Raw genomic sequence first — 21751 nt, 5'->3', positions numbered from 1 at the left:
GCAACGACAGCCCTGCCTCCGGGAATACGCGACCATGTCCGATGGGAGAACTATGCGACAGACGCACAACATGCTGCGTGCGATGGCTTACATTAAAACGTCCCGACGAAATGGAAGCGGCCAACCTGCGTTACGCTTCACTCGCTTGACGCACGAAGAGACTCTCGTCGATTCGTAGTTTTAACAATTCTTTTCAGGCATGGACTTGCCGCCGAAGTACGAGCCCATTACCGCACGGTCAAACTCGGGCAAGGCGCATCAGGAAGATATGCAACGCAAAGCGGACATACGATTCGCCGCAAGACAATGCGTGTGGTTGTGGGCAGCTTGGTTTCGTCATGACGATCGGCCGCCTTCGAGATGCGATATCGAACGGCACCTTCCCATGACCGATGAAAAGAACCGGGGCACACTCGTCGCGCGGCGGGCAGTGCGATATCACTCACCAATGCCGGATTTGCGCAACACGGGCATGGTCACGTACTTCGCATGCTTCGGCTACCTGATTGCAGTTGCATCGCCGACCGAAGCAACAGCAGGTGTGTCGACACGGAAACGGGCCCTGTCCCCGCCAGGTACGCTCTCCCCGCCCGGCGACGATGGCGCAAGCGCTCGACAACGGAGCACAGTTCGATCTGCTCCTGCTTTAACAATGCTGGATAACGATATGAACAATGATCACCGGTTCGGCCTGCTGATACCGAACATGAACCATCCCGCCACGCCCATCAGGCGCCGAGCTTGTGCGGCGCTCTCGCTGGCGATCGTAGTGATGCTTTCCGCATGCGCGGTGGTGCCGGGCCAACACATGAGCTCGACCGCATTGCCGGTCACAACCGGCGACAATGGCGAAGTAACCAGCGACATGCAAATCCCGGTCAGGCAGATCGACCTGACGCAGATCAAGCAGATCCGGACCGCACAAAAAAGCGCAGCCGGAATGATGATCCCGCGGAACCTGCTCGCGAAGCCTGACATCTACAAGCTCGGCTCCGGCGACGTGCTACAGATAACGGTGTGGGATCATCCGGAGTTCGCGACGGCCGCGGGCCAGCCAGTGCAGAACACGAAGACTGCGGACGCGGCGCCCGGTTTTGTCGTCGACAGCAACGGCAACGTGCAATTCCCGTACATACCCCGCCCCATCCGCGCGGCCGGGAAAACCGTTGCGCAAATTCAGCACGAAGTCAAAACCGAACTCAGCAAGGTATTCATCAAACCACAGGTAACTGTCCGTGTGGCATCGTTCCGCGCGACACAGGTGTATATCGACGGCGACGTGCGCACGCCCGGAGCACAGACCATCAACGACATTCCGATGACGTTGATCGAAGCAGTCAGCCGCGCCGGCGGATTTGCGCCGACGGCGGATCAAAGTCGCGTCACGATCACTCGCGACGGCACAATCTATCCGGTGAATGTCGCCCAAATGATGAAGGCGGGCAAAAATCCGGCGGATATCATGCTGAAGCCAGGCGACATGCTGCATGTCGGTGCACGTGACGATAACCCCGTATACGTGATGGGCGAAGTGATCAAGCCTCAAGCCGTTACGCCGCTTCGCGACGGTTCGCTCACGCTGAGCGAAGCGCTCACGCAGGCGGGTCAACTCAACCAGCAGACCTCGAATGCCAAGCAGGTTTTCGTGCTGCGCAATGCGGCCGACGGCGGTACGACCGACGGCAATGCACCCGTTATCTATCACCTCGACATGCAATCCCCTGTCTCCATGCTGCTCGCGAACCAATTTCCGCTCGCATCGAAGGACATCGTCTATGTCGACAACACGGGGCTCGTCCGGGCCAGCCGTGTGTTGAATCTGCTGCTGCCTGCGATCAGCGCGGGCTTGACCGGCGCGCTCCTCACCAAGTAATCCGGGGTGTCAGCTCGCGCGTCGACCATGGCGGGCTGACGCGCGAGCTGTAAAGACGGCGCACTCACGCAGGCATTATTCAATTAATTCGCAATACAAAATATCGATCCATCCCGGTGATCAGCGATCGCTTGCATTGTTATCCGACTGAACGCGGGGAGCGGGTCGGCCGGCCCTGAAAAATCTCCGCTCTCCAGTAGGCTGGTCGCCGTACCCGCATCGATGCTCGCGGTCGCTGTCTGGATCGCAGGCAATGTCCGTCTCAATGCGATCAACTCCTCACCTTGCCAGGTACAGGTGCGCGATCTCGTCGATTTGCGGCGAAACGATGTGCGAGCCGAACGCAGGGCTCTTCGCAAAATCGATACCCCACCCACGACAACGGAATCAGTGGAATGATCGCCACAACCATGTAGAGGCCGAGCGGCCATCCCACGAACTGAAAGCGCTCGCACAGCCATAACGTCGCGTAAAGCGGAACGCCGTGCAGCAGATAGATTGAATAGCTGATTTCGCCGAGCCATGAGAACAAGCGCACCCGCAGCTTCAATACGGTCGCCAGCAATGCGAACAGTGCAATGCCAATAACGTATGCCAGCGACGACGGAAGATGCTCCATGTTGTGATGCAACCAGTCGTTGATCGCTCCCACCACCGCAATGCTCACAATCAGCACCGTCAATGTGGCCACCGCTGATCGGTAAGTCAACGACAGGTGAGCACGCGGGCCGCGGGCCCATCGAATCCGCAGCGTTTGAAAGGGCCTGTCATACGCCTGGCGAAAGCAGGCGCCCCAGAACATGATCGCAAGGTGAAACGGCATTGCCTTGTACTGCCCCAGGGTGCCGGCCGGCATGAGCCCCAGCCCCAGAGTCACGACAAACACGCCGCAGAGCGCCGCGCAGACGAAATACAGGTCACGCATTCGATGGAGCCCACCGAACCAGAACAAGAGCAGGCATAACCCGTAGAAGTACAGTTCCGTTTCCAGAGTCCACGCATGAGGCATAATCAACGCCTGCCCAAATGCGGTGGGAATCATCGTCACGTTTGCAATGAGCTCGACGATGTTCATCTGCCTATTGAACAAATGGCAGTAAATCAAATAACCCAAAGGGAGCGTCAGCCAATAAGCCGGATACAAGCGAAAAAATCGACGAATCAGGAAGCGTCGCGTACCCTCGCCGATTTCGCCCCGCAAGCTGGTCGGAATGAGCATGCCGCTGATCGCGAAGAAAATCACGACACCGATTCGTCCGAAGTTAACGGAACGTTGCAGCGTGTCGAGCAAGATTTGCGACCCCGCCAGCGGAGCAAACCGTTCCGCAAAGTGCGTCCAGATGACGAATAGCACGGCAACGGCACGCATTGCGTCGATGTGGTGAAAGCGGCTGGAATCCGCTGAATTCAACATGCTCGAATCCTTTCCGGGGAGATGAAGATGGGCAAGCCGATCATCGACGACGAATGGTGGACACTGCTTGAGCCGTTGTTACCATCTCTCGCGACGGATCGTCGCCAACGCCGCCAGTCCTTCGCTCGCCCCGATCTTGACGAACGCGAACGTCGACGGCGTCGCACAACTGCTGCCGCCGATCGACCCGATTCCACAGGATCTATGCGCGGGAGCATCCGGCTCCGCACCGGCTCGAGCAGTGCCGTCGGATCGTTCCGACTTCGACACGAGATCACGTAGCGACTGGTGCCGAACGATCAAAGCTCTGGCTCAAGATGTTCCGCCAACGGCTCTACTCTCTTGCATCGAAGGCGGCATGCCCGCAGATCCATCGCAATTCGCGGTTACCATGCCCACGCGTTGCACACAAATGCCACATACACATCGCGTGACGTCGCCCAGTCCATCGCTCCTCATGCCACCGATAAAAATCTTTCAATAACGACATGAATTCATTTATGCACCGAGACGAGCAATCGGCATCGACGACACACCTCTTGAATCTTCTTTAATATCAAATAAGGACCGCACATTTCCGTGCGGCAGACTACTTAGCCTGGAGACGGTCTAAAAACGAGACACGGCGTGTGGACATGTTCGATCCGATTCCATGTCCCGTATCATCGGCGACGTACCTCGTTCGCCTCGATCTTGACCAGCGCAGATGTCAACGACATCACGCAATGGCTGCCGCCGATCGACGCGACTCAGCCGATTCGCGGATTGCCCCCCCGTACATCGACCGTGTGTGGTCTACACCGATCACGACTCGGACCGGTCGATTGCACGATCATGAGTAGCGACCCGATCGTTCATCCATCACTCTGGATGACTGATCTTTAAACTCATCCTCCCGGTTCGGATACCCGATTCACGTCCGATCGAAGTTTCGGTCTTAATATCTCGGAGTTTCCCGGAGGACTTAAGTCTTAGGCCGTCTTCGGGGTTTAAGTCCGATTTACTCCCCGTCCCGATAGATTATTATTCTTACATCGGAGCGAGATGCATCCGATAGAAATTTCCGCCACTTAAAGTGACGACATCACTAGAATACGCAACCCCGCGAATTCAGGGGATCGTTTTTCTCTAAAAAATAAAACGAAAACAAGATGCGGCAAGCCGATTCCGCCCTGGTCGTACGAGACGTCCATTCGATATCAAGCACAAACGATCGGCAAGGAATTTTTTGTCAAGCGATTTTCTTGACCCTGGATTGCCCATGCCCAGGGGACATCTTTCCATCGAATATTCAATTCAATGCAACAAGAATAATTGCATCATCCATTGAATAATCGATTTCAGAAGGAAATTCCCGGCCATGAATTTGATTATGGAAAATTCGACAAGGAGATCATGATGTCGTTAATTTCCAGATTTGTTTTCGTTCGCGTCGCAGCCATGCTTCTCGTTACCCTGTTCATTTGCAGGGATGCGGAATGTCAGGTAACACTAGCCAAGTTGAACGCGCCAAACACCTCCGCAAGCTCGACTTTTACGGGATTAAACAACGGCACGATATCGGGAGCACACAATATATCCAAGGTTGACGTTCACACACTACTGTATCCGGGCGCGACCACCAAGATACTTGCCCACTATCTTCCATGGTGGAATGCATCGCCTCGCAGCGGCATCAGTGTCGGGTATCAGTCCGACGATCCGGTTTATATCAACAAGCTCTTCAATGATCTTGCTTCCAGAGGTGTCGACGGTTTGATTATCGACTGGTATGGTCAAACGGATTTTACCAACAAGGCATGGCTGGCATCGATACCGGAGCTTCAGAAATTTTCTAACATCACTTTCAGCATCATGATCGACGCCGGCTCGTTTAAATTCAATCCCTGCGCGGGATGCGACGCAACCGCCAATATTCTTTATAACCTCGATTATATAGAAGAAGTCTACATTCCCTATCAGCAATATTTGAGATACAACGACCATCCCGTCGTATTCGAATTCGGATTGACGAGCCTCCCCGGAGTTGATTGGACGAAAATCCAGGCAGCACACCCCGAAATTTACTGGGCCCATCTGGATAATGCGACTTCCGTCTCCGGATTCGACATTACGAATAGCAAGGGATCTTTTTTGTGGGTCGATCCCCCGCCATATCCGATTGTGGAAAAACAGGCCAGCATGGCTGAACCGAACTATTTCTACGGCAACGCTCTCACCAAGCCGAACCAGATCACAGTTGGCGCCACCTTCAAGGGATTCAACAGCAGTCTTGCCGCCTGGGATGTCGGAGTGCCTCAATATATTCCTCAGACATGCGGCGCCACGTGGCTGGAGACCTTCTCGACGATAAACAAGTATTACAGTGCCGCCAAGCAGCTTCCGTTCCTGCAACTGGTTACGTGGAACGACTACGAAGAAGGGACCGAACTCGAAACCGGAATCGAAAACTGTGCCACGTTGTCGGCGATCGTGGATTACGCGAATCACGCTCTAAACGTTCATCTGACACACGTGAATACAATCGATCATCTCGAACTCTATGAGCAGAACAAGGACGGCACGCTGGCCCTAACGAATACCTTTCCAGCAACCATGCTGAATATCACCATGACCAGATTTTCCGGAACGTTTTATTTGAGGGCAGTGGGCAAGCCATTCATGAAAAACGTACTTTCTCAAGCCATCGTCGTCAATCAGCAGTTAGTCGCCAAGCGTCCAAGCCCGGCCCGATACGACACGGCGAACGGCGCCAGGATAGCACCTCAAAGGAAGTAAGGCGCTTCGCGGGAAACCTCGTGACGAAGAACATCAGCGTAAGAAATATATGGCCCGCCTGACGCCGACAAGGTCACCGATGTGAAAGCATCAGGCCTGTCAGCTCGGCAGGCGGGCGCGCTGATGTCGGTTAAATCAACCCCGCCTGTCCGGACGACAAATCTCGGCAAGCCCGTCGAGCCCGCGCGCTGGCTCCCGCACGAACGCATTCGACTCGTCCTGTACACGACCAACGTTGCGGCGCCATTCGCATTGATGGTCGCGATGTCGATGCGCTTGCCCACGCCCGCCAAGGTGAACGCAGCCGACGCCGACGAAAAGGCGGTGGCACCCGCTGTCGTTACGCCGTCATTGACGATCCGCGCGTCCCCCTTCGCGCCGAAATACTTTGCGCTTACCGGCAATTTGGCGGGAAGCGCCGCCGTTGCTTGAAGCCAGAACAGTGGTGCGCGACAGCGAGTTTCCACCGGCCGTGTACGTGCTGATTCCGAATTCCCGGTTTCCCCTTGCGGCTCATGGCCTGCAACTCATAATAGAACGTGTCGGCATTTGCACATACGGATAAAAAATTCAGGAATCCGTCTTTTCGCCAGCCAGAGACAGAACACCCATACCCGTGGAGGTGGTCGTTTACTTCACGGGATCCTAAAGTTGAAGTGCCATATCGGTCCCCGACGCGTGTCGGCAAGCACGCAAAGGAATCAGAAGCGCCGGATGCGCGGCGTCGGCAACAGTCGCCGCTCACGCGTCTCCTGCGACTTCGCTGCATGACTTGCGATCCGGCGCGTTGAACGCCGGACGAGCGTTATTGACCCAACCTCGGAATCATCGTGACCGTCGGGGCAGCGCTATAGGTGACCGTCATCGCGTCGCCCGGCTTGAGATCGACCATGCCGTTCGTCAGCCCGGTTGCATACGCTTGCTGACCGTTTCGCGACACGCTGATTGACGACACGGCACCGCCCGCAACCGACATGCTGACCGCACTCGGGTAGCTGTTCGCGAACGTCCACGGTGAAGCACTCACCGTCTGCACAACAGGCGTCAGTTGCACGCCGAAGCCGACAAAACCGTTTTGCGCGATATTGTCTTCGCTCCACGACGTGTAGGCCCATGAGCTCGACGAGATCAACGCATCGACCGCGCGGGGATAATTGAGCGGCTGGGCCATATAATTCCCCCGCAGTTTGAGCAATGCCCCGGCGGTGAGCGTCCCGACCGTGATGAGCCGAGCGAAACCGTTGCAGCATCCGATATTCTCCCCGGTATTGCCGCTGATCTCCGTGAACGACGTGCAGGATCCGTCGACGTAGATGCCGTCCTTCGAGATGCCGGACAGTTGATTCTTCGAGACGATGCATCCTCGGGTGTTGTACAGCGCGATTGCGGAAACGGCGCTCAGTCCGCCGGTTCCTGTGAACGTGATCGACGCGCCACTGGCAATTCCGCTACCCGTGACATTATTGGACAGCGTGACGGTCGGGCCATTTCCGTTTCCTGAAACCGACGTGACATAAGTACCGACCGGGATGTTCGTTCCGGATACGCCTTGCCCCACCGCACAGCCGCGTGCGGACGGATACGGCGTAAACGTCAGCGTATTGGTTCCCGCCGCCGCCACCGCCGAGTTCGTGATCGTTTGAGACGTCATGCAGACCATCGGAGTAAAGACGATGGACGCGCCGCTCGCGATGGCGCCAGTCGTCGCCTTGCTGAGCGTTACCGTATTCGCCGTCACGCCGACTACGAAGGTTCCAGCCGCGATGTTGGTACCGCTGACGCTCTGCCCGACCGATACCCCCGTCGTTTCGCTACCGGGCGACCCGAAACCATAGTTGTCGTTGTAGGTCACGCCGGTCGTCGTGGCGAACGTCAACGATGTGGCGCCACTCGCGGCGGACGCGGTCGTCGCGATCGTCGAGCCGAACAAGCCGACGCCGGAAAAAATCACGGTCGCACCACTCGGGACGTTCGCATTCTGGTCCAGCGTCACCGTCGATACGCTCGCCGACACGACCGTGCCGATTACCACGCTGGTCGATCCGTTGAAATACCAGGCCGTCATGCCGACCGCAACGCCAGGAATGTTTGCAAAGTTCAGCGTCTTAGATGCCGAGGTCGCACTGATCGTCGTCAAGGGGAATCCGTTCTTGTTGTTCGGATCCCATGCGTTGCTGATCGAGTTCTGCGAAATATTGACGTGGATGTTGCTTCCCCCCGGCTGCCACAGTCCGATCGGCGTTCCCGCCGCATTCTTGATCGTGTTGTTGACGATCGTGATATTCGAATTATTGAATCCAGCAGTCGCGGTCACCGCCAATGCCCCATAGCCGATCGGTCCATTTGGAGCATTGGCGATTGCACCGATGTTGGATTGAACCCCACACGAATCCAGGACATTATTGGCAACCGTCACATTGTCGTTGCCGTACGACTGGTAAACGCTCGTCAACTCCGACGCGACATAGATGCCAGCGCCCATTGGGTTGTAGATCTGATTGTCGGCCACCGTGATGTCCTGAGCACCCACAATCGCTATCCCGCGTGCATATTTGGTTCCGACAACCCGGTTATTTGCAATCGTCACGCGACGAGGACGCACGCCCTCGTTGAAATAGCCCACCACCGCAAACGCGTCATCGCCGCCGTTGATCACTTCGTTGTTCGTGATGGTGATGTCCGAGCTTGCCTTCGTGACGTGAATGCCGTCATGCCAGATATTGAGCAGGGTATTGCCGAACACCTTACCATTGACGCAGCTGCGCATCAGCGCACCTGCACTGGCGGAGTTGTTGAATCTGCATCCCGAAATTTCGAACTGACTGCAGTTCATCAGGTTGATCGAACCGGCATTCTCGTCCGGGTAATTTTCGGTCGCATTCTTCGAGAAGAACTGCAGATTCTGAATTTTGAAATTGCTGGCGGAACGCCAGTAAATCACTGAATTTTGGCCTTGCGATGTCGTGCACTGCAGGATCGAATCCCAGCCGGCGCCGATGATCGACGCCGTCGCGGTCAATGTGTTGCTATACAGATAAGTGCCAGGCGGGAAATACAGCGGTATCCCGGCATTGAGCGCAGTCTGGAGCGCAACCGTATCATCGGTTACACCATCCCCCTTCACGCCAAACCGCCGGACGCTCATCGGCAGGTCGACCAACTCCTGCAGAAGCGGTCGTGCGGTCAGGCCCGTTGCCGTGCCAACAATGTATGTAGCCGGAAATTCTGCTGTCATTCAAGCACTCCATACCATCGCAATTCAATCGCGATGCAAAAGTAAAAGGCGGCTGGACGATCGGAAGCTACGTCTTCCGAATCCTCGAGGTGCAGCTGCAGGAACGCATGCGGCTGCCAGGCAAGACGCCGCCGCAAATCAACCCTGTCAGACCAGATATCCTTTTTCTTGTTTTCATGAAGAGAAATCAGGCACGATCGCACGCACCCACTCATTGCAGAATAAGAACGATTTTCCCGATGAATTGTGCGTTCGGTAACCGAAGCACGGAGCGATGCTGCGCGCGAAGCGGCGGGAGCGATCCGGCCGAATGACTTGCCCATTCGATGCACACGCAACGAATCCCCGACACGCCTCCCGTCGCCGCCCCCGATCCGCCTCCCCTCGAAACGACCGCCCCCGGGTACTTCTTACTCTGCTGCACACGCACAATCAGGAACGCTTACCGCCTTTTCCCCGCACCGGACACCCGCATCGAAAAAAGATCATACGTATCAGTAGAAACACCGATGCTGTAGTCAAACTACATTCGTACGATTGGCCACTGCAGAGAATCGCTACATCCGATTCAGCAGTGTCGGACGGTCCGCGTCGCCGTCCGCGTTGTTCGATCGGGCCCAACCGGCCGTAACGATTCCCCGCCTGGCCTGGCATGCCGACGCGCAACCACCCTGCATCGCCAGCCGAATGCGTCCGGTGCGAATCCACCGGACGTGCGCAGCTCCAGACATCATCCGAACAACCGGCAATACGATCATGGAGAGCAACATGCGGGACAAACACTGGCCGGCCGTCGTGCTGGCAGCGACCCTCTGCACCACCGCCTACGCAGGCAACGCCGATTTCAATTCGCAGGGCGACGCCGCCGACGCATTCGCGTCGTCCGCCGCGCAGCGGCGCGCCGACCTCCTCGTGCGCAAGATGACGCTCGACGAGAAACTGCAGTTCATCCATTCGCAATACGAAATGTCGAAGGTGCCGAACGGCGGTGCCGGCTACATCCAGGGCGTGCCGCGGCTCGGCATTCCCGATCTCAACATGGTCGACTCCGCGACCGGCTCCGGCAGCACGTCGCTCGCGAGCACGACCTTCCCCGCCACGATCGCCGTCGCCGCGAGCTGGGATCGCCGCCTGTCGTACGACTACGGCAAGCAGGTCGCGATCCAGTTGCGCGCGCAAGGGTTCGGCATGGGTCTCGGCGGCGGCACCAACCTCGCGCGCGAGCCGCGCGGCGGCCGGCTGTTCGAGTATCTCGGCGAGGATCCGCTGCTCGCAGGCGACCTGCTCGCGGAGCGCACGCTCGCCACGCAGCGGCAGAAGGTCATCGCGACCATCAAGCACTATGCCGGCAACGAACAGGAGCATGGCCGGATGGGCGGCAACACGCAGATCGACGAACGCACGCTGCGCGAGCTCTACCTGCTGCCGTTCGAGATCGCCGCGAAGCGCGGGCATCCAGGCAGCGTGATGTGCAGCTACAACCGCCTGAACGGCGCGTACGCGTGCGAGAACACGCATCTGCTGAACGACGTGCTGAAGAACGAATGGGGCTTCCAGGGCCAGGTGCAATCCGACTGGGGTGCCACGCACAGCACGGCCGCCGCGATCAACGCCGGGCTCGACGAGGAAGAAGACGTCGGCCCGTCGGTCTACCTGACGCCGGCGGCCGTCAAGCAGGCGATCGCGAACGGCTCGGTATCGACCGCGCGCCTCGACGACATGGTGCGCCGCAAGCTCGCGGTGATGATCCGCGTCGGCGTGATGGACGATCCGGCCAAGGGCGGCGGCACGATCGATTTCGCGGCCGCGAACCGGTTCGCGCAGAGCGTCGCCGAGCAGTCGATCGTACTGCTGAAGAACGACGGCAACCAGTTGCCGTTGGCAGCCGCGGCCTTGTCGCGCATCGCGGTGATCGGCGGCCACGCCGACGCGGCCGTGCTTTCCGGCGGCGGCTCGGGCAACACGCGCGATCCGGTCACCGGTTCGTTCGCGGGCTGCGCCGGCCTGACGTTCGGGGCGTCGACCGGCTGCAGCTGGTGGCGCAATCCGTGGCTCAAGGTCGACGTGCCGATCGTCGCGGCGATCCGCGCGCTCGCGCCGGCGGCACAGGTCACGTTCGCGGGCAACAGCGACCAGCAGTCGCCGTTCCGCGCGTACACGCAGCAGGAAATCGACCAGGCCGCGGCGCTCGCGGGCCGCTCGGACGTCGCGATCGTCGTGGTCGCGCAGCCGGCCGGCGAGGATTTCGGCGATCTGCAAAGCCTGAGCCTCGCGAATCCGTCGAATCAGGATGCGCTCGTCGAAGCAGTCGCGCGGGCGAACCCGCACACGATCGTCGTCGTCCAGAGCGGTAATCCGGTGCTGATGCCGTGGAAGGACAACGTGTCGGCGATCGTCGAGGCGTGGTATCCGGGCGAAGGCGGCGGCAAGGCCATCGCGAACGTGCTGTTCGGCGCGGTCAATCCGTCCGGCAAGCTGCCCGTCACGTTCCCGGCGCGCGACCAGGATTCGCCGACGTGGGGGCAAGGCGGCGCATTCGACAACGACCCCGTCTACGCGGAGAAGCTGAACATGGGCTACCGCTGGTACGACGCGCGCAACATCAAGCCGATGTTCGAATTCGGCCACGGGCTGTCGTACACGCACTTCGCGTATTCCGGGTTGTCGGTGTCGCGGCAACGGGACGGCTCGCTGAGCGTCGCGTTTACCGTGCGCAACGACGGCCGCGTCGCCGGCGCGGAAACGCCGCAGGTCTATCTCGGCGTGCCGTACAAGGACGAGCCGCCGAAGCGGCTGGTCGGCTGGGAAAAGATCCGGCTGAACCCGGGCGAGGCACGGCATGTCCGCGTGATCGTGTCGCCGCGGATGCAGAGCGTGTGGGATACGTCGCGCAACGGCTGGAAGGTCGTCCAGGGCGGGACGGTGTATGTCGGCGCGTCGTCGCGCGATATCCGGCTGCAGGGCAGCTAGGCAGCCGGCCTGACGATGCCGGTGTCGGGTGGAACGCCGCCCGGCACCCACGCACAACGCGTCGATTCGTACGATTAAAGAGGCGCCACCGGCCGGCAAACAATGCGCAATCGCGGTGTTTCGTTCGCATTGTCGACCAGGTGTCGGCAATGCGTGCGCGATGCGCACATGAATGAAAACCGGGAATGCCATCGATGCCCGGATTGACTTGCTCGTGCGACCCGTTCGGGTAGGATGTGAACGTGCGATTTACCGGACTTCGTACCGGCCGCCCACCGCACGAATGTGATAGCGTAGTGAAGCCGCAGCACGGTCTCGTCGCCGATGGTTGGGGTAGAACATGTCGGCAGGTCCGCGGGCGCGCTTCGTCGTCAGTCGTCATTGCAAAGGAGTTCTCCTATGTGGACCAAACCTGCCTACACTGATCTGCGACTCGGTTTCGAAGTCACGATGTACGTGTCGAATCGCTGATTCGGGCACGCCATCCGGTAAGGAAAGCCTCGGCCTGCCGAGGCTTTTTCTTTGCTTCGCCCCCCGGCCCCTCGTCGCACCGTCATGCTCATACACATCCTCGGATCCGCCGCGGGCGGCGGCTTTCCGCAATGGAACTGCAACTGTGCGAACTGCGCGGGTTTTCGCGCGGGCACGATCGACGCGCAGGCCCGCACCCAGTCGTCGATCGCGCTGTCCGACGACGGCGCGAACTGGGTGTTGTGCAACGCGTCCCCCGACATTCGCGCGCAACTGCAAGCCTTCCCGCCGTTGCAGCCGGGCCGTGCGCTGCGCGACACCGGCATCGCCGCCGTCGTGCTGATGGACAGCCAGATCGACCATACCGCCGGCCTGCTCAGCCTGCGCGAAGGCTGTCCGCTGCAGCTGTGGTGTACCGACATGGTCCACCATGACCTCATCAGCGGCTTTCCGCTGTTCAACATGCTCGCGCACTGGAACGGCGGGCTGGTCTGGAACCGCATCGTGCTCGGCGACAGCTTCACCGTGTCGGCCTGCCCGAACCTGCGCTTCACGCCGCTGCCGCTGAGCAGTGCGGCGCCACCCTACTCGCCGCATCGCTTCGATCCGCATCCCGGCGACAACATCGGCCTGCTCGTCGAGGATCGCCGCACCGGCGGCACGCTGTTCCATGCACCCGGGCTCGGCACGGTGGACGACGCGCTGCTGCAACGGATGAACGATGCGGACTGCGTGCTCGTGGACGGCACGCTGTGGGACGACGACGAGATGCTGCGACGCGGCGTCGGTGTACGCACCGGCCGCGAAATGGGTCATCTCGCACTGAACGGTCCGGGCGGCATGCTCGACGTGCTGGCCCGGGTGCCGGGCCCGCGCAAGGTATTGATTCACGTCAACAACACCAATCCGATCCTCGACGAAGGTTCTCCCGAACGCGCGGAATTGCGGCAGCGCGGGATCGAGGTCGCCTTTGACGGGATGGACATCGTGCTATAAAAAACGCATGGTCCCGCTTTCGCGACGCGCATCGTGATGCATACGACGTCGATTGCGGTACGACGCACGCCCTTCCACTGTCCCCAACGTCATGGAACCGTCGATGAGCCAACCCGCTCTCACTCCCGCCCAGTTCGAGCAGGCGCTGCGTGCCAAGGGCGCCTTCTATCACATCCACCACCCGTACCACGTCGCGATGTTCGAAGGCCGCGCGACCCGGGAGCAGATCCAGGGCTGGGTCGCGAACCGCTTCTACTATCAGGTCAGCATTCCGCTGAAGGACGCGGCGATCCTCGCGAATTGCCCCGACCGCGAGGTTCGCCGCCAGTGGGTCCAGCGCCTGATCGATCATGACGGAACCGCCGGCGACGAAGGCGGTATCGAGGCGTGGCTGAGGCTCGGTGAAGCGGTCGGGCTGGACCGCGCGCAGTTGCGCTCGCAGGAACGCGTGCTGCCCGGCGTGCGTTTCGCCGTGGACGCCTACGTGAATTTCGCGCGCCGCGCGAACTGGCAGGAAGCTGCGAGCAGCTCGCTCACGGAGCTGTTTGCGCCGCAGATCCACCAGTCGCGCCTCGACACCTGGCCGCGCCACTACCCGTGGATCGATCCGGACGGCTACGCGTATTTCCGCACGCGCCTCGGTCAGGCGCGCCGCGACGTCGAGCACGGGCTCGACATCACGCTGCGGCATTACACGACCTACGAGAGCCAGCAGCGGATGCTGGACATCCTGCAGTTCAAGCTCGACGTGCTGTGGACGATGCTCGACGCGATGTCGATGGCCTACGAACTGCATCGGCCGCCTTATCACACCGTCACCGACCAGCCGGTCTGGCACAAGGGAATCGCACCATGAATTTCGACAGGAATCGCGTGCCGCGCTGGCGGCCGGGTTTTCGCTTCCAGTTCGAGCCGGCCCAGCATGCGCACGTGCTGCTGTACCCCGAAGGCATGGTCAGATTCAACGAAAGCGCGAGTGCGATCGGCGGGCTGATCGATGGCACGCGCACCGTCGCGGACATCGTTGCGCATCTCGAACGGCAATTCCCCGACGTGCCCGAACTCGGTACCGACGTCGAGGACTTCATGGAGACCGCCCGTGCCCAACACTGGATCGAACTCGCGTGAACCGGTGACGCCCGACGCCGCGCGGCCGGCAACCGGATTGCCGCTGTGGCTGCTGGCCGAACTGACGTACCGGTGCCCGCTGCAGTGCCCATACTGCTCGAATCCGCTCGATTTCTCGCGCCAGGGCGCGGAGCTCGACTCGGCACAATGGTTCAGGGTCATGGCCGAAGCGCGCGAGATGGGCGCCGTGCAGATCGGCTTCTCGGGCGGCGAACCGCTCGTCCGTCCGGATCTTGCCGCACTGATCGGCGAGGCGCGCCGCCTCGGTTACTACACGAACCTGATCACGTCGGGTATCGGCCTGACCGAGCAGAAGATCGAGGCGTTTCGCCGCGCCGGCCTCGATCACATCCAGATCAGCTTCCAGGCGAGCGACGCGACGGTCAACGACATGCTGGCCGGATCGGAAAAGGCATTCGCCCACAAGCTCGCGATGGCCCGCGCGGTCAAGGCGCACGGCTATCCGATGGTGCTGAACTTCGTCACGCACCGGCACAACATCGACGACATCGACCGCATCATCGAGCTGTGCATCGCGCTCGACGCGGACTACGTCGAGCTCGCGACGTGCCAGTATTACGGATGGGCCTACCTGAACCGTCAGGCGCTGCTCCCCACCCGCGCGCAGCTCGAGCGCGCGGAGCGCATCACGAACGCGTATCGGGCGAAGCTCGCCGCCGCGAACAACCCATGCAGGCTGATCTTCGTCACGCCCGACTACTACGAGGAGCGGCCGAAGCCCTGCATGAGCGGCTGGGGCAGCCTGTTCCTGATCGTCACGCCGGACGGCACCGCACTGCCGTGCCACGGCGCGCGGCAACTGCCGATCGCCTTTCCGAACGTGCGCGATCACGACCTGCGACACATCTGGTACGAATCGTTCGGCTTCAACCGCTTCCGCGGCGACGACTGGATGCCCGAACCCTGCAGGTCGTGCGACGAGAAGAAGAAGGACTTCGGCGGGTGCCGATGCCAGGCGTATCTGATGACGGGCGATGCAAGCCTCACCGATCCTGTCTGCGGCAAGTCGCCTCATCACGGCCTGATCGAGAAAGCACGCGAGGCCGCGCTCGCGCCGCTGCAACCCATGACGCAACTCGTGTTTCGCAACGTACGCAATTCGCGTGAATTGACGAAGACCTGAACGGCGCCGCGCGCTCGCCCCCGATCGCCGGTGTTTCCTGATTTGGAACGCAATGTTCGCGCATCGCGTCGGGCCGGCTCACTATAATTCGTTCGATCGAATCCGATCGTCAGACCCATTACCGGAGCAGACCATGAACGACCTTCATATCGTCGCCGTGCTGTACGCCAAGGCGGGGCAGGAGGCGCAATTGCGCGAAGACCTGATCGCCCTTGCCGGTCCGTCGCAGAATGAAGAAGGCAATCTGCGCTACGAGGTGCATGTCGACAGCGAAGATCCGCGCCGGTTCGTTTTTGTCGAGCATTGGGCAGATCCCGCCCTGCGCGAAAAGCATCACACGCAAGGCGCACACATCCTGAATTTCCACGCCAACGGCGTGAAGAATGTCGAGCGCTCGGAAGTCTTCAAACTGTCTCGCCTCGCCTGACCCTCCCTTCCCGCGCTGACCACCGTTTCATGCGCGTGCGCGCGACGCCGGACATCTCGCCGCGCGCCGCGTCGTCGCCCCGGATTCAGCGGGGAGCGACGCGGTGTCCGGCAACCCATCGAATCCGTTTTTGCAACGTTCCGCGCCGACGGCCCGTCACGCGCCGGCTACCGCCCATGGCGCGGCAGCGAGGCGCTCCGCCAGATAGTCCAGGAACGCGGTCACGCGCAACGGCCGCAAGCTGCTCGGCGGCGTCACGAGATTCACGCCCACCGGATCGATCCGCCACTCGGGCAATACGTCCACCAGTTCGCCTCGCATCAACGCGTCCCTGACGACGAACTCGGGTTGCAACGCGACGCCCCGACCAGCCAGCAGCGCGGGAACGATCACGTCGGCGCTGTTGCTGCGGATGATGCCGCGCACCGTGACCGCGAACGCGTCTCCGCACGCATGACGGAATTGCCATAACTCGGGCGTCGCCACCCCCGTGTAGACGAGACACGCATGCCGGGCCAGGTCGCGAGGATGCGTCGGTCGCCCCCAACGTTTCAGATAGGCCGGCGAAGCCACCAGTGGATGATTCACCGCGCAGAGCCGGCGCGCCCGCAGCGACGAGTCGGCGAGTTCCGCGATGAGCACCGCCACGTCGAACCCGCCGCCGACCACATCGACGATGCGGTCGGTGACGCAAAGGTCGATCTCCACCTGCGGATAGCGTTCGAGAAAGGCGGGGATCAGCGGCGCGACGTGGCGGCTCGCGAACGACATCGGCACGGCAACGCGCACCAGACCGCGCAGTTCCGTCGCGTGCGACGACGCCTCGTTCTCCGCCGCCGCGGCTTCGCTGAGAATGCGAATCGCTCGCGATTTGGCGATTTCGCCGGCGGCCGTCAGCGAAACCTGACGCGAGTTTCGATAAAAGAGCGCCGTGCCGAGCCGGCGTTCGAGTCGGGAAATGGCTTTCGACACGGTCGGCTGCGAGAGGTCGAGCGCCTCCGCGGCCCGGACGAAAGAGCCCGTTTCGAGCACGTGCGCGAAAATCGCCCATGCCTCGAGGTCAGGAAGTATCTGCATCAGACAGCAAGCCTCCGGTTGGCCGATCCGGCCCGTTCCTGCCGATACCGGTGCCGCGCCCTGCAGCGTTCGCGCTGCATGAGCACCGCCGCCGATACCGGCTGCGCGATGTGCACACCGCTAGAAAAGCGTATGAAGGCCGATGCGGGCAATGGCCTGGTTCGCGCCGGACGACGCGCCATCCGGATCCATCACACCGTTGATTTGCGCCCGGGCACCGCTGCTTGCCCGCTGCCACACACCGGTCGCGTACACCATCGTTCGCTTCGACAGCGTGTACTGCACCGTCGCCGTGACCTGGTGAGCGTGGTCGTTGTCGAGCGCCGCATTGCCCTTCATGTACATGTAATCCGCGCCGATCCTCACCGGACCGGAGAGTTGCCAGGTACCGCCCGACTCGGCCATCCACACCGAGCCACCGGACGCAGCGTTATGAACGGTCGTCACCAGCGCGCTCAGGTTCGCCCGTCCGATCCGGTAGTGCGCCCCTGCGCCCCAGTTACGCACGCTCGTCGCGACGGAGCCCGGCTGTGCGCCATATTTCTCGTTGGTGTACGCGGCGGCGGCACCGAACGGTCCGGCCTCGTAGTCGAGACTGGCGCTCACCGTATTGCCCGCGCCGATCGAGCCCGGCACGCCGCCGAACGCATAAAGCGCGCCCGCCTTCAGCCCATGGATGACCGGGCTCACGAACTTGACGGCGTTCGCTACACGCTGACTGCCCGCCATCCGGTCCCAGTCGAACGCGCCGGTCGGATTGCCGGGCAGCGCGAGCTTGCGAAAGGGTCCGTTGCGCAGGTTGTACAGTCCGGCGACATCGGCCGCCGCGTCGGTGCCGCTGAAGAACAGCGTATCGGCCATGAATTCATACTGGTTGCCGAACGTCAGCGTGCCCAGCCGGTCGTTCTGCACACCGACGTAAGCGGTACGCGCGAACAGGCCATTGCCGATCAGCGCGCCGGTACCCGGTGAAATCTGGCTGACCAGCTGGAAAATGACCTTTGAGCCGCCGCCGACATCTTCGCTTCCGCGCAAGCCGAGCAGGCTCGGCGTAAAAATCCCGTCGTCGAATTTCGCATTGCCGTGGCCGCCTTCGTTACTGACGTAACTCAGTCCCACGTCGAGCGCGCCGAACAACGTGACGCTGCTCTGCGCGCATGCGATCGGCACATGCGCAACCATCAACAGGGCCGGGGCATAGAAACGCTTTCCGAACATGAACCGCCTTCTTCATTGCTTCGCAATCCGAATCACAACGACCGGACCTTCCAATCATCCCGCGCAATGCAGGTACGCACACGCACGCCGCCGTCATACCCGATCGCACGACAGGCGGCGCGCATCGACGGCACGAGTCTAGCGCATGGAATGACGCTTCGACGTTCGGCCCGCGAGAACACAATGTTCTGCATCTCCCGGCTACGCAACGCATCGCGGTTCGCCTACACTCGTTCGGTGCATCGGCAGATGCGCCGCCATCCGAGCCGCCATCCGAGCCGCCATCCGTGGCCGACGAGAATCGATTGCGCATGCGATCGCGACACCCTCCGCCGCGCCCGATGCTTCGCGCTCACGTCGAGCCAACCGGTGCACGCCAGGTCCCCACTTGCCAGGCACGGAACTCCTTCCTCCGTCTTTCGTCCTCCGGAAAGTCCAGACCGCGCTTCACGTCCGATGTTTGAACCCGGGCGAAGCGCTCCGTTGATCCATCGTCACCCGGCGGTCGCGTTCATCGCACGCGATTTCACGCTCCGGAGCGGCCGGCGCGGCGACCGCGCCGAATCACTCGACACGCGCCACGGTAAAATTCCGTCGTGACCCGTTGCTCATCCCGTTCAGGCGCCCTGCCGGGCCTGACTGCGGCATGCATCGCCTGCCATCGGAAGCGCGCCGCACAGGAGCCCCTATCTCCTTGATTCTTATACATTCACCGTTTCCCGGAACATGACTTACTCGCTTGCCACCCTCTACACCCGGGAACTCGAGATCCGCAAGAGCCGCTTCATCGCGTTCGCGATCCCTGTCGAGGACCGCGATACCGCGATGCAGGCGCTGCAGCGCCTGCGCGACGAACACCCGGCGGCCACCCACGTGTGCTGGGCCCTGCTCGCCGGCGGCCAGTCCGGCATGTCCGACGACGGCGAACCGTCGGGCACTGCCGGCCGACCGATCCTCGAAGTGCTGCGTCATCACGATCTCGACGGCGTGCTCGGCGCGGTGGTCCGCTACTACGGCGGCGTGAAGCTCGGCGCGGGCGGCCTGGTGCGCGCCTATACGGACGCGATCGCGTCGGCGCTGCTCGATGCCGAGCGCGTCGAACGCATTCGCCACACGCGGTTCGCGATCGAAATCGGCTACCCGGACGAAGCGCGGGTGCGCCGCTGGATCGAGCAGGCGGGTTACGCGCTGGTGGACAGCGCGTACGGGATGACGGTGAAGCTCGTGATCAAGCTGCCGGAAACGGCCGAGGCGGCGGCGAAGACCGAACTGTTCGACCTGACGCAGGGGCGCTCGGGCTTCCCCGACCTGTGAGGATCGGGCAACCCGCCCGGCCTCGCCGCCACGGGTTTCACACAGATTCCCGTGAAAATTCAGATGCGTCCGATAGAAAACCCGCGCGCCGAAACTTAATCTCCCCCGTGTTCCTCGCGACGCGTCCTGCAAACGCCTGGCCGGGCGTGCAGACATGCGGCACACCGCGCGTCGCCAACGATCGCCAACAATCAGAATTCAGCTACGGGGATATCGGACGCATGCAACTGCAAAAACTGCAAGCCCAGCTCGCGGAACTCGATCGACGCATCCGGGCGGCGCGCCGCCATGAACGCCGAGCGGCACTGGTGCAGGTACGCCAGCTCGTGACGGACCATGCGCTGACCGCGCGGGAAATCTTCGGGCAGGGTTACAGCGATCGCGCAAAGCTGTTCACGATGGGCACGAAATATCGCGATCCGGCGACGGGCGCGACCTGGAGCGGCCGCGGTCGTGCGCCCGCCTGGATCGCCGGGCGCGACCGCGCCGCGTTCCTGATCCGGGAGTAACGCGCGCCGCGTTGCACGGCGCGCTTCCGTGGTCGATGCAGTCGACCTCGACCGCTCAATAAACGTCCGGGACGATCATGCTGTCCGGTGTCGGACGGCGAATGTAGTCCTCGTGATGCTCGCGCTGCGGCAGATCGATCGTCGGCCGCGGCACCTCGTGATACGGCACCTGGGTCAGCAGGTGATGGATGCAGTTCAGGCGCGCGCGCTTCTTGTCGACCGCCTGCACGACCCACCACGGCGCCTCGGGGATGTGCGTGCGCAGCATCATCTCTTCCTTCGCGGCCGTATACGCTTCCCAGCGGCGGCGGCTCTCGAGATCCATCGGGCTCAGCTTCCACTGCTTCAACGGATCCTCGATCCGGCTCTGGAAGCGCAGCTCCTGCTCGTGGTCGGTGATCGAGAACCAGTACTTGACGATCTGGATCCCGCTGCGCACGAGCATTTTCTCGAACTCGGGTACCGAGCGGAAAAACTCCTCGTATTCGTCGTCGGTGCAGAAATTCATCACGCGCTCGACGCCTGCGCGGTTGTACCAGCTGCGATCGAACAGCACGATCTCGCCGCCGGCCGGCAGATGCGCGACATAGCGCTGGAAATACCATTGCGTGCGTTCGCGATTGTTCGGTGCCGGCAGCGCCGCCACGCGGCACACGCGCGGGTTCAGGCGCTGCGTGATGCGCTTGATCGCACCGCCCTTGCCTGCCGCGTCGCGCCCCTCGAAAATCACGACGAGCCGGTGCCCCGTGCTCACGACCCAGTCCTGCAGCTTCACGAGTTCGCCCTGCAGCCGGAACAGCTCGCGGAAATACTGCTTGCGCGCTTCGCGGCGCTCCGGCGAGAACAGCAGATCCTCGTCGTTGTCGAAGCGGCGGTCGTCGAGCTCCATTTCGAGTTCTTCGTCGTACGCGTCGACGAGGTCTTCCTCAAAACGGCGCTGGCGCGATTCGAGCGATGCCGTATCGGTGAAGTCGTCGGTCTCGGTGCGGGTATCGTTATCGCCCATGGGGCCTCCTTCCTTCAATTGACGCAGCCAAACACCGCCATTATCCCAGCGTCTCGCGTCAAATTGATGAAAAAGGGGTCGATCCGCCCCTCTGAAGCGGAATCCGGGCCGCTGCGCGCTCGCCGAGATCGTACTTGAACGCGATCGAACCGCCGCTCCCGAGCGGATCGGGCACGCACATGCGCCGCTGG

General features: G+C 61.4%; 18 protein-coding genes. 12 read left to right on the top strand and 6 right to left on the bottom strand.

Annotation, left to right across the window (positions count from 1 at the left end):
• Nucleotides 1–667: 667 nt before the first annotated feature.
• The gene (locus tag U4Z31_RS20125; RefSeq protein ID WP_321811198.1) at nt 668–1873 is read left to right on the top strand and encodes a polysaccharide biosynthesis/export family protein; all 1206 of its coding nucleotides are present in this window, start codon (nt 668–670) and stop codon (nt 1871–1873) included.
• 271 nt (nt 1874–2144) lie between these two features.
• Here U4Z31_RS20125 and U4Z31_RS20120 read toward each other — a convergent pair whose 3' ends face one another.
• The gene (locus U4Z31_RS20120; protein WP_321811197.1) at nt 2145–3287 is read right to left on the bottom strand and encodes an acyltransferase; all 1143 of its coding nucleotides are present in this window, start codon (nt 3285–3287) and stop codon (nt 2145–2147) included.
• Nucleotides 3288–4601: 1314 nt separating this feature from the next.
• On the opposite strand from U4Z31_RS20120, the gene U4Z31_RS20110 reads away from it, so the two are divergent.
• Nucleotides 4602–6065 (top strand): hypothetical protein, encoded by a 1464-nt coding sequence (locus tag U4Z31_RS20110; protein ID WP_321811196.1) that lies wholly within the window; start codon nt 4602–4604, stop codon nt 6063–6065.
• Nucleotides 6066–6146: 81 nt separating this feature from the next.
• The gene (locus U4Z31_RS20105) at nt 6147–6497 is read left to right on the top strand and encodes a hypothetical protein (protein ID WP_321811195.1); all 351 of its coding nucleotides are present in this window, start codon (nt 6147–6149) and stop codon (nt 6495–6497) included.
• Nucleotides 6498–6870: 373 nt separating this feature from the next.
• Here U4Z31_RS20105 and U4Z31_RS20100 read toward each other — a convergent pair whose 3' ends face one another.
• Together U4Z31_RS20100 and U4Z31_RS20095 are read right to left on the bottom strand one after the other, a co-directional pair.
• Nucleotides 6871–9300 (bottom strand): glycosyl hydrolase family 28-related protein, encoded by a 2430-nt coding sequence (locus U4Z31_RS20100; RefSeq protein WP_321811194.1) that lies wholly within the window; start codon nt 9298–9300, stop codon nt 6871–6873.
• Complete coding sequence (locus U4Z31_RS20095) at nt 9297–9623, bottom strand: hypothetical protein (protein WP_321811193.1); 327 nt, start codon at nt 9621–9623, stop codon at nt 9297–9299. The genes U4Z31_RS20100 and U4Z31_RS20095 overlap by 4 nt, the downstream gene beginning before the upstream one ends.
• A gap of 445 nt (nt 9624–10068) precedes the next feature.
• Here U4Z31_RS20095 and U4Z31_RS20090 point away from each other — a divergent pair, with 445 nt between their 5' ends.
• From U4Z31_RS20090 to U4Z31_RS20060, 7 genes are all read left to right on the top strand, one after another.
• Entirely contained in the window at nt 10069–12270 is a 2202-nt protein-coding gene (locus tag U4Z31_RS20090; RefSeq protein WP_321811192.1) for a glycoside hydrolase family 3 C-terminal domain-containing protein, read from the top strand.
• A gap of 399 nt (nt 12271–12669) precedes the next feature.
• Nucleotides 12670–12741, top strand: coding sequence for a pyrroloquinoline quinone precursor peptide PqqA (pqqA, locus tag U4Z31_RS20085; protein WP_124485082.1), 72 nt, complete (start codon nt 12670–12672; stop codon nt 12739–12741).
• 84 nt (nt 12742–12825) lie between these two features.
• Nucleotides 12826–13737, top strand: coding sequence for a pyrroloquinoline quinone biosynthesis protein PqqB (gene pqqB / locus U4Z31_RS20080; protein ID WP_321811191.1), 912 nt, complete (start codon nt 12826–12828; stop codon nt 13735–13737).
• Nucleotides 13738–13840: 103 nt separating this feature from the next.
• Entirely contained in the window at nt 13841–14593 is a 753-nt protein-coding gene (gene pqqC / locus U4Z31_RS20075) for a pyrroloquinoline-quinone synthase PqqC (RefSeq protein WP_044843142.1), read from the top strand.
• Nucleotides 14590–14865 carry a pyrroloquinoline quinone biosynthesis peptide chaperone PqqD gene (gene pqqD, locus U4Z31_RS20070; protein ID WP_044842933.1) on the top strand — a complete coding sequence of 92 codons (276 nt, stop codon included), beginning with the start codon at nt 14590–14592 and terminating at the stop codon, nt 14863–14865. Before pqqC ends, pqqD begins: the two co-directional genes overlap by 4 nt.
• Complete coding sequence (gene pqqE / locus U4Z31_RS20065; protein WP_415750293.1) at nt 14837–16009, top strand: pyrroloquinoline quinone biosynthesis protein PqqE; 1173 nt, start codon at nt 14837–14839, stop codon at nt 16007–16009. Before pqqD ends, pqqE begins: the two co-directional genes overlap by 29 nt.
• Nucleotides 16010–16142: 133 nt before the next feature.
• Nucleotides 16143–16436, top strand: a complete 294-nt coding sequence (locus U4Z31_RS20060; RefSeq protein WP_124484984.1) for a putative quinol monooxygenase — start codon at nt 16143–16145, stop codon at nt 16434–16436.
• 156 nt (nt 16437–16592) lie between these two features.
• On the opposite strand, the gene U4Z31_RS20055 is transcribed toward U4Z31_RS20060, so the two are convergent.
• Nucleotides 16593–17513, bottom strand: a complete 921-nt coding sequence (locus tag U4Z31_RS20055; RefSeq protein ID WP_321811190.1) for a LysR family transcriptional regulator — start codon at nt 17511–17513, stop codon at nt 16593–16595.
• A 120-nt stretch (nt 17514–17633) separates the two neighbouring features.
• Nucleotides 17634–18731: a porin gene (locus tag U4Z31_RS20050; RefSeq protein WP_321811189.1), complete on the bottom strand. Its 1098-nt coding sequence runs from the start codon at nt 18729–18731 to the stop codon at nt 17634–17636.
• Between the two features lie 726 nt (nt 18732–19457).
• Between U4Z31_RS20050 and U4Z31_RS20045 the strand changes: the two genes are divergently transcribed.
• Together U4Z31_RS20045 and U4Z31_RS20040 are read left to right on the top strand one after the other, a co-directional pair.
• Nucleotides 19458–20045 (top strand): YigZ family protein, encoded by a 588-nt coding sequence (locus tag U4Z31_RS20045; RefSeq protein WP_321811188.1) that lies wholly within the window; start codon nt 19458–19460, stop codon nt 20043–20045.
• Between the two features lie 221 nt (nt 20046–20266).
• A complete protein-coding gene (locus tag U4Z31_RS20040) occupies nt 20267–20554 on the top strand; it encodes an H-NS histone family protein (protein ID WP_321811241.1) in 288 nt (95 codons plus the stop codon).
• A gap of 55 nt (nt 20555–20609) precedes the next feature.
• Here the strand turns inward: U4Z31_RS20040 and ppk2 are convergent, their stop codons facing one another.
• The gene (ppk2, locus tag U4Z31_RS20035) at nt 20610–21560 is read right to left on the bottom strand and encodes a polyphosphate kinase 2 (protein WP_044842926.1); all 951 of its coding nucleotides are present in this window, start codon (nt 21558–21560) and stop codon (nt 20610–20612) included.
• Nucleotides 21561–21751 lie beyond the last annotated feature (191 nt).

This window comes from Burkholderia sp. BCC1985 (genome assembly GCF_905339915.1).
In the GTDB taxonomy this organism is placed as follows: Bacteria; Pseudomonadota; Gammaproteobacteria; order Burkholderiales; family Burkholderiaceae; genus Burkholderia.
This window is presented reverse-complemented; position numbering and strand designations above follow the sequence as displayed.